This is a genomic window from Saccharothrix xinjiangensis, assembly GCF_039527585.1.
Taxonomy (GTDB): Bacteria; Actinomycetota; Actinomycetes; order Mycobacteriales; family Pseudonocardiaceae; genus Actinosynnema; species Actinosynnema xinjiangensis.
Map to the genome: position 1 here is coordinate 133,456 of NZ_BAAAKE010000012.1, position 14,612 is coordinate 148,067.

15 protein-coding genes, 4 tRNA genes and 2 pseudogenes are annotated in these 14,612 nt (G+C 68.9%); 13 read left to right on the top strand and 8 right to left on the bottom strand.

Going from position 1 to position 14,612, the window contains the following annotated elements:
* Positions 1 to 175 precede the first annotated feature (175 nt).
* Positions 176 to 1,399 (top strand): tyrosine-type recombinase/integrase, encoded by a 1,224-nt coding sequence (locus ABD223_RS23880; RefSeq protein WP_344038656.1) that lies wholly within the window; start codon positions 176 to 178, stop codon positions 1,397 to 1,399.
* Positions 1,400 to 1,413: 14 nt separating this feature from the next.
* On the opposite strand, the gene ABD223_RS23885 is transcribed toward ABD223_RS23880, so the two are convergent.
* From ABD223_RS23885 to ABD223_RS23900, 4 genes are all read right to left on the bottom strand, one after another.
* Positions 1,414 to 1,488, bottom strand: a tRNA-Val gene (locus ABD223_RS23885).
* A 1-nt stretch (position 1,489) separates the two neighbouring features.
* Positions 1,490 to 1,561: transfer RNA gene (locus tag ABD223_RS23890), tRNA-Cys, on the bottom strand.
* Between the two features lie 58 nt (positions 1,562 to 1,619).
* Positions 1,620 to 1,692, bottom strand: a tRNA-Gly gene (locus tag ABD223_RS23895).
* A gap of 144 nt (positions 1,693 to 1,836) precedes the next feature.
* The gene (locus tag ABD223_RS23900; protein WP_073893954.1) at positions 1,837 to 2,262 is read right to left on the bottom strand and encodes an SsgA family sporulation/cell division regulator; all 426 of its coding nucleotides are present in this window, start codon (positions 2,260 to 2,262) and stop codon (positions 1,837 to 1,839) included.
* A 221-nt stretch (positions 2,263 to 2,483) separates the two neighbouring features.
* Between ABD223_RS23900 and ABD223_RS23905 the strand changes: the two genes are divergently transcribed.
* The 4 genes from ABD223_RS23905 (at position 2,484) to ABD223_RS23920 (ending at position 4,516) form a co-directional block, all read left to right on the top strand.
* Complete coding sequence (locus ABD223_RS23905) at positions 2,484 to 3,155, top strand: RNA polymerase sigma factor (protein WP_344038657.1); 672 nt, start codon at positions 2,484 to 2,486, stop codon at positions 3,153 to 3,155.
* Entirely contained in the window at positions 3,152 to 3,940 is a 789-nt protein-coding gene (locus ABD223_RS23910; protein WP_344038658.1) for an anti-sigma factor, read from the top strand. Before ABD223_RS23905 ends, ABD223_RS23910 begins: the two co-directional genes overlap by 4 nt.
* Positions 3,941 to 3,965: 25 nt before the next feature.
* The gene (locus ABD223_RS23915) at positions 3,966 to 4,394 is read left to right on the top strand and encodes a TIGR02611 family protein (RefSeq protein ID WP_344038659.1); all 429 of its coding nucleotides are present in this window, start codon (positions 3,966 to 3,968) and stop codon (positions 4,392 to 4,394) included.
* Positions 4,395 to 4,444: 50 nt separating this feature from the next.
* Positions 4,445 to 4,516: transfer RNA gene (locus tag ABD223_RS23920), tRNA-Val, on the top strand.
* Between the two features lie 116 nt (positions 4,517 to 4,632).
* On the opposite strand, the gene ABD223_RS23925 is transcribed toward ABD223_RS23920, so the two are convergent.
* The gene (locus tag ABD223_RS23925; RefSeq protein ID WP_344038660.1) at positions 4,633 to 5,019 is read right to left on the bottom strand and encodes a tyrosine-type recombinase/integrase; all 387 of its coding nucleotides are present in this window, start codon (positions 5,017 to 5,019) and stop codon (positions 4,633 to 4,635) included.
* A gap of 260 nt (positions 5,020 to 5,279) precedes the next feature.
* Here ABD223_RS23925 and ABD223_RS43635 point away from each other — a divergent pair.
* Positions 5,280 to 5,474 (top strand): annotated as a pseudogene (locus ABD223_RS43635) (tetratricopeptide repeat protein); the annotation flags it as partial.
* Positions 5,475 to 5,684: 210 nt separating this feature from the next.
* Here ABD223_RS43635 and ABD223_RS23930 read toward each other — a convergent pair.
* Entirely contained in the window at positions 5,685 to 6,278 is a 594-nt protein-coding gene (locus tag ABD223_RS23930) for an LOG family protein (protein WP_344038662.1), read from the bottom strand.
* Positions 6,279 to 6,352: 74 nt separating this feature from the next.
* Here ABD223_RS23930 and ABD223_RS23935 point away from each other — a divergent pair.
* From ABD223_RS23935 to ABD223_RS23950, 4 genes and pseudogenes are all read left to right on the top strand, one after another.
* A pseudogene (locus ABD223_RS23935) lies at positions 6,353 to 6,969 on the top strand (nucleoside hydrolase).
* A gap of 320 nt (positions 6,970 to 7,289) precedes the next feature.
* Positions 7,290 to 7,481 (top strand): hypothetical protein, encoded by a 192-nt coding sequence (locus ABD223_RS23940; RefSeq protein ID WP_344038663.1) that lies wholly within the window; start codon positions 7,290 to 7,292, stop codon positions 7,479 to 7,481.
* 200 nt (positions 7,482 to 7,681) lie between these two features.
* Complete coding sequence (locus ABD223_RS23945) at positions 7,682 to 8,914, top strand: NsdA family TPR-like regulatory protein (protein WP_344038664.1); 1,233 nt, start codon at positions 7,682 to 7,684, stop codon at positions 8,912 to 8,914.
* A gap of 13 nt (positions 8,915 to 8,927) precedes the next feature.
* Positions 8,928 to 9,815, top strand: coding sequence for a phosphotransferase (locus ABD223_RS23950; RefSeq protein WP_344038665.1), 888 nt, complete (start codon positions 8,928 to 8,930; stop codon positions 9,813 to 9,815).
* Positions 9,816 to 9,843: 28 nt separating this feature from the next.
* On the opposite strand, the gene ABD223_RS23955 is transcribed toward ABD223_RS23950, so the two are convergent.
* Together ABD223_RS23955 and ABD223_RS23960 are read right to left on the bottom strand one after the other, a co-directional pair.
* On the bottom strand, positions 9,844 to 10,323 hold the full coding sequence (locus ABD223_RS23955) for a hypothetical protein (RefSeq protein WP_344038666.1): 480 nt from the start codon (positions 10,321 to 10,323) through the stop codon (positions 9,844 to 9,846).
* Entirely contained in the window at positions 10,323 to 11,678 is a 1,356-nt protein-coding gene (locus ABD223_RS23960) for an NsdA family TPR-like regulatory protein (protein ID WP_344038667.1), read from the bottom strand. Before ABD223_RS23960 ends, ABD223_RS23955 begins: the two co-directional genes overlap by 1 nt.
* 358 nt (positions 11,679 to 12,036) lie before the next feature.
* On the opposite strand from ABD223_RS23960, the gene ABD223_RS23965 reads away from it, so the two are divergent.
* From ABD223_RS23965 to ABD223_RS23975, 3 genes are read left to right on the top strand one after another with little or no spacing between them, the layout of a single operon-like run.
* On the top strand, positions 12,037 to 12,918 hold the full coding sequence (locus ABD223_RS23965) for a helix-turn-helix domain-containing protein (protein ID WP_344038668.1): 882 nt from the start codon (positions 12,037 to 12,039) through the stop codon (positions 12,916 to 12,918).
* A 20-nt stretch (positions 12,919 to 12,938) separates the two neighbouring features.
* Positions 12,939 to 13,184: a transcriptional regulator gene (locus ABD223_RS23970; RefSeq protein ID WP_344038669.1), complete on the top strand. Its 246-nt coding sequence runs from the start codon at positions 12,939 to 12,941 to the stop codon at positions 13,182 to 13,184.
* Positions 13,181 to 13,990, top strand: a complete 810-nt coding sequence (locus ABD223_RS23975; RefSeq protein WP_344038670.1) for a tetratricopeptide repeat protein — start codon at positions 13,181 to 13,183, stop codon at positions 13,988 to 13,990. Before ABD223_RS23970 ends, ABD223_RS23975 begins: the two co-directional genes overlap by 4 nt.
* Positions 13,991 to 14,612 lie beyond the last annotated feature (622 nt).

Consider the following 14,612-nt stretch of genomic DNA (forward strand, 5'->3'; position numbering starts at 1 on the left):
CCGGCCGACCGACTTCGTGGACTCCTCGACCGGGCGAGCACCGAGGTGGAGTTCGTCGGCGGGCGCATCTCGGCCGGGGTGACCACATACGGCTTGACATCTGTCCTCTATGGAGCGTCCATATCCGCTGCCCCAGGTAGAGGCACACCAGCGACGATCAGCGAGGGAGTTCGGCATGGCATGGGTGGAGAAACACGGCCCCGGCTGGCGCGTCCGCTACCGCACCCCCGACGGAGCCCTGGCCTCCGAGACCGGGTTCACCGACCGGGACACCGCCCGCGACCGGGCCCGCGACATCGAGTCCGACCTGCGCCGCGGCACCTTCATCGACCCCACCCTGGGCGGCCTTCCACTACGGGAATGGGTCGAGACCTGGAACGAGGCCCATGACGTCAGCCCCACCACACGCGCCAAGTACGACTCGCACCTGCGCAACCACGTCCTGCCGAAGTTCGGCGACACACCGCTCAAAGAGATCAGCCGCATGACCGTCAAAGGCTGGATCAAAACCCTGCGCCGCTCGCTCGCCGAACGCACCGTCGAAGACGTGGTCACGCTGTTGTCCATGCTGCTCGGCGACGCCGTGGACGAAGGGCTGATCGGCGCCAACCCGTGTCGACGGCTGCGGATCGACACCGGCGACCACGACGAGCGACCTCACGCATCGCCCTGGCAGGTGCGCACCATCGCCCAGCGGTGCTGCCCCGCCATGGCCGTGCTGGTCGTCACAGCCGCCTACACCGGGCTGCGCTGGGGCGAACTGGCCGGCCTGCGCTGGCACCACGTCGACCTGACCCGCAGCACCATCACCATCGACCCGACCGACGGCGCACTGCACGAGATCGGCGGCCGACTCCAACTCGGCCCACCCAAGACCAAGGCCAGCGCCCGCACCGTCCACCTACCCCCGTTCCTCGTCGACCAACTCACGGCCCATCGGGCCGAGCAGAACGAGCGGCACCAGGAGCACGTCTTCACCGGCCTCGACGGCGGACTGCTGCGCCGCACCAACTTCCGACGCCGCACCTGGCTACCCATCATCGGCGGCGACACCCGACACGGATGGGCACCCATCCTGCCCGGCCTGCACTTCCATGACCTGCGTCACACCCACAAGACCTGGCTTATCGAGGACGGCGTCCCCGAGGTTCTCCAGCACAGGCGGCTAGGTCACCGGATGCCGGGCATCCGGGGCACCTACTCCCATGTGACGCACGTCATGGTCGACGCCATGCTGGACGGACTGCAACGCCGATGGGAGCGATCCGTAGTGACCTCTACCCTGGAGCAGGGGGTGACCACATACGGTGGCGTCGATCACACCAAGATCGTTTGCTCCCAATCTGCTCCCACGACAGCCAAAAAGCCGATCAGTGAAGATCACCGACCGGCTGTCTGACCTGCATATATAACTGGTGGACGATACTGGGATTGAACCAGTGACCCCTACCGTGTCAAGGTAGTGCTCTCCCGCTGAGCTAATCGTCCGAGGCGGAGACGGGAATCGAACCCGTGTACAGGGCTTTGCAGGCCCTTGCCTAAGCCACTCGGCCACTCCGCCAAGATCACCTGAAGGCTAGCACTCAGGAGTTTGGCCTGAGCCCAAGGGCCCTCTGCCGAGCGGATGACGAGACTCGAACTCGCGACCCTCACCTTGGCAAGGTGATGCGCTACCAACTGCGCTACATCCGCATGCTCCGTAGGATTTCGCGGAACTTTCCCTTTTGGGGCTGTCGTTCCGGTCTTCCCCGGTGCGAGAGGAACTTTATTACATGCCCCGCGGCGGAATCAAATCGGGGGTCCCCCAGGTCCCGCGCAGGCCCGCCACCTGCGCTTTTACGTCAGGTCGTTGGAGATCAGGTGGGTCAGGGCCTCGTCGACGTCGACCCACAGGTGCTCGTTGCCGGGCACGACCACGTCGTAGGTGCGGTCGAGGAAGTCGGCCAGCTCCTGCGCGGACGCCTCGAACATGGCGTGGCCGGAGGGCGAGCTGAGTTCGATCACCACGACCTCGGGGTCGTCCGCCGCGGGGCGGATGCGGACGTCGCCGTCGCCCGCGTCGGCGATCAGGCCGTCGGCGAGGAGGTCTCGGGCGAACACCCATTCGACCCAGCCGGCGCGGCCGGTTCGGAACGCGGCGACCACCGCGTAGGGGTCTTTCGTGTCGTAGCGGAGCTCCACCTGCACCGGGACGGCCGGGGTCCGCGGCGCCAGCAGGTCGAAGACCGCTGTTGAGCGGAGTGTCACGTGGTCATTGCGCATCGTCGTTAACCTCTTCTCCCTTCCCAGTCCCCATAGAACGACCGAGCTCTCCCGTTGTGACGGCTATGTGGCGAGGAACGCTCGACTCTAGCCGGTTTATCACCCGATCGGGGCTACTCCGCTCCCATGGGCTAGCAACTGGATACGCTCCGTGTCCGGTCCGTGCGGCTCCGCTCCATCTTGCTGGGTTTAACCTGAACCCGGTACCGGCTGTTGCGCGAATGTTGGACGTGAGGACCTCTCTGGTGGCTGGCTCACCCGCACCGGCGCCGCCCGGCGATCCCGGCCGACCATCCGATGCCGAGCTCGTCGGCCGGGTCTCGACGGGTGACCGGGCCGCGTTCGGTGCACTCTACGACCGGTACGCGAGACCGGCTTACTCACTGGCCCGGCGTGTTTGCGTCGATCCGGGCCTGGCCGAGGACGTGGTCCAGGAGGCCTTCCTCGCGCTGTGGCGCAACCCCTCCGGCTACGACCGGTCGCGTGGCGGCTTCAGCACCTGGCTGATGACCGTCGTGCACCACCGGGCCGTCGACGCGGTGCGGCGGGAGAACACGCAGCGCAAGCGGAACGTGCCGCTCACCGACGAGGTCTCCGAGCACAACGCGCCCTTCGCGGAGGGCGCGGACGGCGAGGCGTTGACCGGTGTGGTCGGCGCCGAGGTGCGGGCGGCGCTGCGCGGGCTGCCCGAGGACCAGCGCCAGGTCATCGCCCTGGCCTACCTGGGCGGCTACACGCAGGCGGAGGTCGCGAAGCTGACCGGCATCCCCTTGGGCACGGTCAAGTCGCGCACGTTCACCGCGATACGCAGGCTGCGCACGACGCTGCGGTCGGCTTGGGCCGGGGAGACCGGCGGGGACGCGCCGGACTGGACGACGGGAGCACACCGGTGACCGGGGAGCGGAGGGACGACCGGTGCCCCCAGGAGGAGCTCGCGGTCGGGTTCGCGATGCACGCGCTCGAACCGGACGAGGAAGCGCGGCTGCGCGACCACCTGCCCGGTTGCGCGCGGTGCCGTGAGGCGGTCCGCACGACCGAGGAGGTGACCGCGGCCCTGGGCGCGTCGGTCCCCCAACACGAGCCGCCGCCGCGGCTGCGGGCCCGGCTGATGGCGGAGGTCGAGCGGACGCCGCAGGAGGGCGTGCGACAGCCGGTGGCCGAGCCGGTCCCGCTGGAGCCCCGGCGACGTCGGGGTGGCGCGTGGCAGCGGGTGCTGGCCGCCGCGGCCGGGGTCGTGGTGCTGGCCGCGGCGGGTGTGGTCGGGGTGCGGCTCGACCGGCTCGGCGACGAGGTCGTGGCGCAGGACGAGCGGGCGGACCGGTTGGAGAGCGCGCTGCGGCTGGCGGCGGACCCGACGGCCAGCCGGGCGGTGCTGCGGACGGACTCCGGGGAGGAGGTGGCGCTGCTGCTGTCCGCCGACGACGGCGCCGCGGTGGTGCCGACGCACCTCTCCCCCAACGACGGGGAGCACACCTACGTCATGTGGGGCACGAGCACGAAGCCGGCGACACCGCTGGCTGTGTTCGACATCACTTCGGGCGGTTCGGTGGTGGGGTTGGCCGGGTGGTCGCCCGACGCCCACCGGCACACCGGCTTCGCCATCTCGCTGGAACCGGGGCGCGCGATGCCCGCGGAACCAACTCGGGTGGTCGCAGCCGGTCAAGTCGCCTCCGCCTGAGCCGACCATGCGCCATGATGTGCTCATGACCACGAAGCTGCGCGAAGAAACCGCGGAGGGGATGGGGTACCGCGCCTGGTTCCGCCGAAACCCCGCGCTGAACATGGCCTATCGCATCGGTGTCGGCGTGGTCGGCGGCCTGGTGCTGATCGGCGGCGTGCTGATGATCCCCTACCCCGGTCCGGGGTGGCTGGTCGTCTTCGCGGGCCTGGCGATCCTGGCGACCGAGTTCGCGTGGGCCGGACGGGTGCTGCGGTTCGCCAAGCGCTACTACGACGCGTGGGTCGAGTGGCTCAAGCGGCAGAACGTCGCGGTGAAGGCGCTCGTGCTGGCGGCCACCGGACTGGTCGTCGCGGTGACCTGCTGGCTGCTCGGGGCGTTCGCGCTGGTCGGCGGCTGGTTCGGGCTCGACTGGGCGTGGCTGGAGAGCCCGATTTTTGGTTCCCGAGGATGATGTTGTAAGGTATGACCACACCGCGAGAGCGGGGGATGAAAACCGAATACGGGCGATTAGCTCAGCGGGAGAGCGCTTCGTTCACACCGAAGAGGTCACAGGTTCGATCCCTGTATCGCCCACAGTGTGTTTTACCAGGTCAACAGCCTGTCGACGATCATCGTCGACGGGCCGTTTTCCGTTCGTGGGAGCGCTATGGGAGCAAAAGATCTTGACCTCACTCGCGATCCCGAAGAGGTCACCAGATCTCGTGGCCATTCCGCTCCCACCGCTCCCGGAGTCGATCGAGCATGGTGTCGATCATCGGCTGCGTGACGTGGGAGTAGACGCCCATGACACCGCGGAACTTGTGGCCGATGCTCTTGTGCTGCAACACCTCGGGGACGCCATCCTCGATCAACCACGTCTTGTGCGTGTGACGCAGGTCATGGAAGTGCATGCCTGGCTTGATTCGGTGCCCGGCCGAGCTTCTCGTTCCCCGCCAACACCGGGACCCAGGAGGCCTACAGCGTCGAACTGGTCCGTGCCGGAGGGCCCTAGGGTCACCGTGCCGTGGCTGTGACCAGGCTGGTCGACTGGCACCTGTACACCGCCTACCGGGCCGCCCGCCCTGGTTCCCCAGCATCGCGATCCCGAGCTGGAGCCCCCGCCCGGCGAAGTGCCGTCTTCACCGGGAGGCTTCATCTACGAGCAGGCGCTTGTGTGGTGTGAAGCGGAGCTGCCCACCCTCGTCGCGGTGACCCCGGCTGGCTCACCAGAGCGGCTTGCACCGGCAAGCATGGCAGCTGCCGGCGGGGTTGTAGAGCTACCTGTTCCTGCACAAGCAGTGGACCGCCTGGGTCACCTCCCACACCATCGGGCCGGCCGCCGAGGCGGGCGGGAACGCTGACCGGCAGCGGCTACCTGGCGGCCGAGCTGGGGCGGCGAGATGAGGCGGTGGAGCTGTTCAGCGAGGCGGTCAGGTTGTTCCGCGGCGTCGAGAACCGCGACAGCGAGAGCTTCGCCCTGGCCGAGCTCGGCACCACCCTTCACGACCTGGGACGCCACCAGAAAGCCCTCGGCCAGTTCGACCTCGCGCTGAAGACCTGTCGGCAGGTGGGCGACCGCTGGGCGAAGCCGAAACCCTGGTCAACCGCGGCCCCACACCCAGGCCGCGCTCGGCCACCGACAGGACGCCCGGGTCGCATGGCGCAGGGTGCCGGCCGTCCTCGACGAACTCGACGACCCGCGCGCGAACGACGTACGTGGTCACCTGGATCCGGCGGGCAGCGACGTGCCGGAGCCTCACGGTCACGAGCTCGACGCCTCGTCGGCGTCCACCGGGTCGTCCGACCACGTGTAGTCCGGCGGGCGGTAGTCGGCGAAGCGGTCCAGCAGCCGGTCCAGGTCGTCGTCGACCAGCAGCATCTCCCGGTACGCGGGCTTGAGGAAACCCTCGACCTGCATGTGCTCGACCATCGCCAGCAACGGGTCGAAGAACCCGGCCACGTTGAGCACCCCCACCGGCTTCGCGTGCACCCCCAACTGCGCCCACGTCCACGACTCGAACAACTCGTCCAACGTGCCCGCCCCACCCGGCAGCGCCACCACCGCGTCCGACAACGCGGCCATCATCGCCTTGCGCTCGTGCAACCCCGCCACGACGTGCAACTCGGTCAGGTCCTCGTGGGCGACCTCCCACCCCACCAACGCCTCCGGGATCACCCCGATCACCCGACCACCGGCCTCCAGCGCCCCGTCTGCCAGCGCGCCCATCGTGCCGACCCGGCCGCCGCCGTAGACCACCTCGATCCCCCGCCCCGCCAACGTCGCACCCACCCGCCGGGCCGCCGACAGGTAGGTGCTGGAGGCGCTGGAGGACCCGCAGTAAACGCACACCCGCATGACCCCGAACCTAGGCCCACACCCCTCGAACAAGTGATGGCGACACTCCCGACGAAGCCGATTGGGGGAGGCACGTGCGCATCGTCCCGGACACCGACCCCGGCATCGACGACGCACTGGCCATCCTCCACCTCGCCGCCCAACCCCGGGCCGAGATTGTCGCCGTGGGCAACGTCCCCGCTCCCCAAGCCGCCGACAACGCCCTGAGAGTCCTAGAGCTGGTCGGCCTGACCGGCGTGCCCGTCGCGGTCGGCGCACGCCGTCCGCTGGCCCAGCCGCTGCACACCGCCGAATTCGTCCACGGCCACGACGGCCTCGGCGCCCACGCGGGCCCCGCCCCCAGAGGCCGACCGATCCCGGAATCCGCAGCCGAACAACTCGTCCGCCTCGCCCGACAACACCCCGGCGAACTCACCCTGCTCGCCCTCGGCCCCCTGACCAACATCGCCCTGGCCCTGCTCCTCGAACCCGAACTCCCCGGCTGCTGCACTCGGTGGTCGTCATGGGCGGCTCCCTCACCGCCCCCGGCAACATCACTCCCTCGGCCGACGCCAACGCCTGGCACGAACCCCTCGCCGCCGCCATCACCCTCGACCCCGACCTGGTCACCTACCGCCACCTCGCCGTCGGCGTCGAACTCACCGCCGACGCCGACACCTTCCTCACCAGGCTGCTCACAGCACTCAGCTGATCAACAACAGAATCGCCCCACCCGCACGGCCCGCCATCACCGTTACGCGTGCTCCTCGACCCGAGGAATACGAATCATCCGTACCGCCCTGCCCTGTCCATTCGACATGGTCCGCGCCGGCTCGATCGACGACATCAGCGACGTGCCGCATTTCGCCGGTGAACATGGCATTCCGGTGATCCCCCCGGGCCGAGAGGCACTTCACCGCCGGTCAAGTTCAAGCGGCTGGCGGGATCGTGCTCGACCTGCGCAGCCTCAACACCGTGCACCACATCGCAGAAGACCACATCGTGGTCGAGGCCGAGGCGCGGTGAAGCTGGGTGGCGGCATCAGCGACCACCCACCACCACGGCCTGCGAACCGACAACATCGTCGAACTCGAGCCGTGGGGCACGGTGCGGTTCTACCTGCGCGAACACATCACCAACGCCTACTACGTGCAGACCCCACCCCGGCTGCTGACCTCCTCGGACGGCAACCGGATCTGCGCCCTGTCCCAGCCGACGGCCTGAGCCCCGGACATCGCGGTGACCGGGTCGGGGCAGATTCCGGGGCATATCGGTGAACCCGGCGCGAACGGGCTGCGCCCGGCGTCGGGTTCACTACCCTGGTCGTGGGAATGAAGGGGAGGAGCGGCCCGATGGTCCAGCAGAACGAATTGTTGCAGAACGCGCGGCTGCGCACTCCTTCCGGAGTCATTCCCACCGAGCCGATGTCGCGCAGAGAGCTCGCTGAAGCTGTCAACACGTGGTTGTGGAGGGCGACGGGGAAGCGGTACAGCCTCGACGCGCACACCCTGGCGCGGTATGAACGCGGCGCCGTTCGATGGCCGGGTGAGCACTACCGGGCGGGACTGCGCCACGTGCTCGGGGTCGACACCGACGCCGAGCTCGGTTTCCGTGTGACGAGCACCGTCTCGGGAGTTCCTTCCCGCCCGACGCCGGACCTGTCGCGTTTCGGCGCCGAGGTCGAGTTGGGCGTCGGTGCCAGAGAGTTCGTCGACCGGATCGTGGTCGACACTCCTTCGCCGGCGGGCGTCGGCTGGGTCGACGTGGAACAGGTTCGGGCGATCACGACCGCCTTGGCCGCGGTGGAGAACCTGTTCGGGGGTGCTCTGGCCGGTCAGGCGGCGGCGGGGCACCTGAGGTGGAGCGCGGGGCTGGTCGACGCGCGTGCCGAGCAGGTGGTCAAGGAGGCGTTGTTCGAGGCCGTGGGCAACCTGGCCGGGGTCGTGGCGTTCTCCGCGTTCGACAGCGGCGACCACTCCGCCGCCGACGACTGCTTCAGGTTCGCGCTGTGGTGCGCGGGCCGAGGTCGGTCGTGGGCGCTGCGAGCCGCGACCTTGGCCGACATGGCGCGGCAGGCCGCCTACCTGGGCAACGTGGACGACGCGTTGTCCCTGGTCGAACTCGCCCAAGTGCGCGCCGACCGCCTCTCAGGCACCGCTCAGGCGATGCTGTCCAGCCTGCGCGCCCGCCTACTGGCCCAGCTGCGCCGGGTGAGCGAGGCGGTGGCCGAAGTGGATCGGGCAGATGCCCACTTCGCCGCGCGTCGGCCCGAAGACGATCCGCCGTGGCTCACCTACTACGACGACGCCGAGCACCAGGGGACCACCGGACGGGCCTTGATCCCTGTCGCCATCGCCGAACGGGACCCCGGACACGCCGCCGAGCGACTCGCCACCGCCGTCCGGCTGCACGGCTCGGACTACCCCCGTTCCCGTGCCTTCTCCCGCATCAGGCTCGCGTCGTTGACCATGTCGGTGGGCGACCCGGTCGAAGCGGCCGTGATCGGGGGTGAGGCGCTCGACGACGCCACGTCCCTCCGGTCCCGCAGGGTGGTCGGCGAACTGCGCGCGCTCGACGACGCGGCACGTCGTCGAGCCGACGTCGCCGATGTCGCAGGCCTGCGCGACGGACTCACCGCGATCTTGGGGGAACGCTGAGACAATCGGCTGCGTGACCGCAGCCGACCCGCGCACGCCCACCGTTCTGGCCTTCGCGGGGCACCTGGCCGGTGTTCACACGACGGGGGCCGAACTGGTCCGCGAAGGCTCCAACACCCTCTACCGCCTGCCTGGCGGAGTGACAGCCCGCATCGGACCACCGGGCACCGAGACCACGGCGCGTCACCAGATCGCGGTGGCCCGCTGGCTGGCCGAACAGCACGTTCCCGCGATCCGCCCCGTCGCCGAGGTCGACCAACCCGTTGTGGTCGAACGCCGACCGGTCACCTGGTGGTGGACGCTGCCCGAACACCGCCATGCCACGCCGGCTGAACTCGGCGCGGCCCTGCGCACCCTGCACGCCCTGCGCCCGCCCGCTCGTCCCCCGCTGCCCGTGCTCGATCCCTTCGAAGGCCTGCACGACAGCATCTCGACCACCCATGTCCTGTCCGCGTCGGACAGGACATGGCTCGCCGACCACCTCGCCCGGCTGCGCGACCACTACGCCGGCCTGCCACCCGGCATGCCCGTCACCGTGGTCCACGGCGACGCCTGGCAAGGCAACCTCGCCGTTCCCGTCCCAGGGCACCCGGTTCTGCTGGACCTGGACACCATCAGCCTCGGCCCTCCCGAGTGGGACCTCGTCCCGCTCGCGGTCGACCACACCGACTTCACCAGGATCACCACCGCCGAATACGCCGCCTTCGTCAACGCCTACGGCGGTCACGACGTCACCACCTGGCCGAGCTATCCCACCCTGGCCGCCCTGCACGAATTGCGCTGGGTCTGCTTCCTGCTCCGCAAGGCACCGACCGACATCACCGTCCAGCGCGAACTCGCCCATCGCCTGGCGTGCCTACGAGGCGGCGTCCCCAAGCCTTGGACGTGGGCCGCTTTCTGAGCCCCTGAACGGTTGTTCCCGGTGCACTTCAGTCTCGGGTCGCGTCGTCCGGCCAGATGACGGTGACCGGGATTCCTGTGCGGCGGGCGGCGTTGACGACGTCGGCTGTGCCGCCGTAGCCGCGGGCGGGTTGTCCGTCCCAGACCGCCACCAGTTCGTCGGCCTCGTGGAGCATCCGGAGGCTGGCGTCCATGTGCGCGGAGGAGTCCGATTCGACGTGGTCGAGTTCGATCACGTCGGTGGCGGAGGACATCAGGTGGTCATAGGCGGCGTGGTGGGTCTCGGGGAGCTGCTCGCGGTACTTGCGGGCGGGCACGATGACCACCAGTGAGCCGTCGGCGTCCAGGACGGCGCGGGCGAACAGCGTGTCGGCTCCGTCGGCAAGGCAGGACAGGCCGACGAGGTCGTCTTCGGCTCGTGCGTTGACGAAGTCGCGCAGGGCGGCGTCGACCAGCTGTTCCGTGTGACTGGAGAGACCGCGGTGTCCGGTGACGGCCAGTCGCGCCATCACGTCTCCCGCTCGTAGAGGGCGGCCAGGGCGTCGTCGAGGGCGGAGGCTTCGCGGGTGTGGGCGGGCAGGCTTTCCCGGAACCGGCGGACGCGGGCGGTGATGCGCTCCGAGCCGTAGGTCCGGCCGACCGCCAACGCTTTCACCGCCAGGTCGCAGCCCTGCTCGATCAGGCCGTCCGCGGCGAGCAGGTGCGCGTGTTCCACCTGGGCCAGAGCACGGGGCTTCGGCGCGGTCAACGAAGGTTCGGCTTCGGTGTAGGCGTCACGGGCGGTGCGGGTGTCGCCCAGACGTGCCAGTGCCGCGGCGCGGTACCGGGCAGCCTTGGCGCGGTCAAAGCCGAACACCCACGGCCACTGGGGTTCACCTCGTCCCCGGCCGGTCAGGCGTTCGGCTGCGCGCAACGCCCGATAGGTCGCGGTGCGGTCCCCCAACGCCGCGTGTCCGACGGCGTGCAGCGACGCCAGCCAGGCCCGCGCGCTGTCCGGAGCGGTGGCGTCGAGCTGGGTGTTGGCGCGATCGAGCAGCATCACCCCCGGCCGGGCATGTCCTTCCTCTACGGCGAAGTGGCCGAGGCTGGCGGTCATGTAGGCGGCCAGCAGGGAGTGGCCGGCACGCTGGGCGTAGCCGACGGCGTCGGCATAGCGCGTGCGCGCGGTGGCGTGGTCGTCGCGGTCGAAGGCCAGCCACGCGGCCAGCCCGGCGGTCTCCGACAACACGCGAAAGCCGCTCTGGGTGCGCAGTTTGTCGGCCACCACTGCCTTCGCCAGGCGAAGGTGCGCCTCCACCGCACCGACGAGTTGATCGGAGGAGATCGCCGACTCCATGCGCCGGTAGTGAGCGGTCGGTCCCGAGATCGCCGTGGCCAGGTCGTCGGTGTCGACAACGGCCACCGGGCGCTGACGCGTCGCCCAGATCCCGATCCCCGCACCGACCGCACCGGTCAGGAAAGTTTTGCGGTCCACGCTCTCCAGGCTAGGCGCGCCCCGCACGGACTGGATCGAGCCAGAGCCCGCCCCCTTGCCAGGCAGGGGCACTTCCTCCACACCGCGGTCGACCGCACTGGGCGAGACAACTGGAAGGGTGCTGGAGGCCCGGAAACCGAGCTCGGCGTCGGTGGCCGCGCCGAGTACGTGACGCAGTCCCGCTCGGTAGTGGGCACCCGGCCAGCGCACCGCACCGCGTTCGTAGCGTGCGATGGTGTGGGCGTCCAGGCTGTAGCGCTTGCCCGTGGTCTTCCACAGCCAGTTGTTGACCGCCTCGGCCAACTCCCGACGCGACATCGACTCCGCGGGCAACGCTGCCGATGCGGTGCGTTCACGCGCGGCACGCAGCAGGTCATTCGGTTCCGGCACGACTCACCGCACCCCCTTCCGATACGGAACGGATCGTAGCCGGACTGACACGAGAAGTAACAGGTTCTCGCTGGTCCGCATCGATCTGCCCTGAAATCTGCCCCGCCCTGACAGGTCTTCTACATAGGTTCCGATCTGTTCACCGCCTTCTACAGACCATAGAAGAGTTTTCTCATCCCCGGTGGCAATGTATGGGCTCGGCGTGACCATTGGCCCATCTGCCCTGGCCTGCCCCGACGTTCCCTGGAATCTGACCTTCCCGGGACCTGCGGTCCTTGATTGGCTGCACAGCACTGATCATGAGCAGCCGGGCAATCATGCGAAGTGTCGTGCCGCCACTCGTTGCCACACCGCAACAGTGACCGGAGAGATCCCGAGGAAGGAAATCATGGAGACCGAGGGAAAGTCGCCGGCTGTGCGCCTGAGCAATGCGCACAGCCGGGAACTGGGTGAGGTGATCCGCAGGATCCGCCGGGCAGTCGAGATGCCCGCTCCGAAGGTCACCGAGGCCTTGGGTTGGTCGTTGGGCAAGTTGTCCAAGCTGGAGAAGGGGACTCGGGGCACCAGCGCGGTCGACATCGCCGCCCTGCTGGGCTTTTGCCGGGCCGACAAGACGGCTCGCGACCACGTCCTGAGCATCACCGCCGAGCCCGACACCGGCAGCTTCCTGCGCACGCACCACCAGCGGCCCGACACCTTGACGGCTCTGTCGGTGCACGAGGAGATCGCGGAGACGATCACCGCCTATGACCCCGTCACCGTCCCCGACCTGGCCCAGACCGAGGACTACGCCCTGGCCCTGACCGGCGACCCCGACCTGGTCACCGCCCGCAGGAACCGCCAACGGCTCCTGCAACACCAGTCCGGCCCGCGCGTGGTGTTCTACGTCCACGAGATGGCGTTGCGCCTGGCCGTCGGCGATCCGAAGGTGATGCGTGATCAACTGCTGCACCTGCTGCTGATGTGCGAATGGCCCCACACCACCCTGCGCGTCGTCCCCCTAGCCGTCGGGCTCCACGCGTACCTGCGGCACCCCTACACCCTGCTGACCTTCGAGGCCCCGAACAAGCCTTTGGTCTACACGGAGACCGACGTCGCCACCGCGTTCCACGACAACCCCGACGCGGTAGCCGCCTACCGGCAGAAGATGCGCCATCTCGACACCGCGGCCCTGGACGCGGAGCAGACCCGACGGAAGCTGTCCTGGTGGACCGGCCTCTATGACCGCAAAGCCGCCTGACCCGTTATCAGGAGACGGCAATGCCCCACACCATCCGGCTGCGCACCGAACCCTTCACCAAGGCCATGAGACTGGCCGGCTTCCACTCCGACTACGCCCTCGCCAGGGCCATGGACCTCAACCGCTCCACCGTCACCCGCGTCCTCACCGGCCAACTCCAGCCCGGCCCCGCGTTCATCGGCGGCGCGCTCACCGCCCTGGCACCCATGACCTTCACCGACCTGTTCGACGTCACCCGCACCAACCCGAAACCCCAACGACGATGACCGGCACCGATCGCACACCCGACCGCGTCGCCGAACCGCCGCGCAGTATCGGGACGGAGAGCACACCACCCCCGAAGGTCGACCTCCACCACGCCGCCACGGTTTTGAACGCGGCGATCGCCGCCGGGCACGCAGAAGCCGTCCTCGGCCCCTTGACCGAACTGTGGTCGGCGGTCCCCCGGCATGTCGATGAGGGCGTCCTGCGGCTGCTGCACGAGTGCGGCGTCGCCATGGCCACGCACCTGCCCACCTCGCTGGAAGCGGCCCGGACGTTGCGCCGAGGAACCGGAGTGCTGCGCGACCACGACCACCTGCCGCTGGCCGTCCTACATGGCAGGCACGAGCTGGCCGTGCACCGCCGACGTGACGACAACCCCGACGCCACCGCCTCGGCACTGCTCGACCTCTCCCGCACCTACCGCGCCCAAGGCCGACTGCACAGAGTCGTCGACTGCGCCGACCAGATGCTGGAGACCTACGGCCGCCACCACCACAACAACGGCTTCACCCGCACCCTGTCATACCTCGGAACCCTGATGATCGAGGCCCGACGTCCCGACGCGGCCATCAAACACCTGACTCGCGCCACCGACACCAACCCGTCATCCGATCCTCGTCGGCTCGCCGAATGCCAGGCCCTGCTGAGCCGAGCATGCCGCCTGTCCGGCAACCACCACACCGCAGATCGACACCTCAACCGAGCCCTGGCCACCGCCCTGGGCACCGACGAACGCACCGTCCGGTACGTACACGAACTCGCCGACGGCACATGCCAACTTCCACCGCCCACCACGCCGAAGGAATAGTAAAAATGATCACTCCAACGAATCCACCCGACAGCGCCATTACTCTTTCGACACGAATATGACATGGTCGGTTGAGCGATATTCTATCGAGGAGTCAATAAATGCTTGACCGTGGAGAAAAGACCTGCATCCCACCAGTGCCCATAGAGCGGCAAGACCAGTTTGACATCGGCATACCAGCGCCACGGGTCGGGTGAGATCACGTGGCCCGTCATCGGCGAGGAAGTCCCCTGCTTCGCCTGCTGTCGCGGCTGGGTTGGCAGCGCGATCCCACCACCTGGTCTGTGACCTGCCGCGATCACTCGGGCCACAGAGCACGGCTGGATGTTCGCCTGGCCGCCACGGGGATCTCGCTCGGCCGCCCCGGCGGCGAACCGGTCATGCTCGCCCCGCTGGAGGTCGGACGGCTCCGGGCAGCCCTCCGCGAAGCCCTGCTCGTTTTCGACCGCGTAGCCGGCCCGGACGACCCACCCACCGATGACATCTCCCCGACAACGCCACGGCCTCGGGTCCGGCGGCAACTGCGGTCATGGCCCACGGTGCAGGACATCACCCAACGCCTGTCCGACACACCACCACAGGACCTACCGCAATCCCGGCCCACGCTTGCATCCGACTTCCC

What these genes read in the sequence shown, in the direction of transcription:
- ABD223_RS23915 (WP_344038659.1), top strand. Translation starts at nt 3,966, where the DNA reads ATGACCACGAAGCTGCGCGAAGAAACCGCGGAGGGGATGGGGTACCGC.
- ABD223_RS23900 (WP_073893954.1), bottom strand. Translation starts at nt 2,262, where the DNA reads ATGCGCAATGACCACGTGACACTCCGCTCAACAGCGGTCTTCGACCTG.
- ABD223_RS23970 (WP_344038669.1), top strand. Translation starts at nt 12,939, where the DNA reads ATGCCCCACACCATCCGGCTGCGCACCGAACCCTTCACCAAGGCCATG.
- ABD223_RS23880 (WP_344038656.1), top strand. Translation starts at nt 176, where the DNA reads ATGGCATGGGTGGAGAAACACGGCCCCGGCTGGCGCGTCCGCTACCGC.
- ABD223_RS23975 (WP_344038670.1), top strand. Translation starts at nt 13,181, where the DNA reads ATGACCGGCACCGATCGCACACCCGACCGCGTCGCCGAACCGCCGCGC.
- ABD223_RS23955 (WP_344038666.1), bottom strand. Translation starts at nt 10,323, where the DNA reads ATGGCGCGACTGGCCGTCACCGGACACCGCGGTCTCTCCAGTCACACG.
- ABD223_RS23945 (WP_344038664.1), top strand. Translation starts at nt 7,682, where the DNA reads ATGTCGCGCAGAGAGCTCGCTGAAGCTGTCAACACGTGGTTGTGGAGG.
- ABD223_RS23905 (WP_344038657.1), top strand. Translation starts at nt 2,484, where the DNA reads ATGTTGGACGTGAGGACCTCTCTGGTGGCTGGCTCACCCGCACCGGCG.
- ABD223_RS23930 (WP_344038662.1), bottom strand. Translation starts at nt 6,278, where the DNA reads ATGCGGGTGTGCGTTTACTGCGGGTCCTCCAGCGCCTCCAGCACCTAC.
- ABD223_RS23925 (WP_344038660.1), bottom strand. Translation starts at nt 5,019, where the DNA reads ATGCTGGGGAACCAGGGCGGGCGGCCCGGTAGGCGGTGTACAGGTGCC.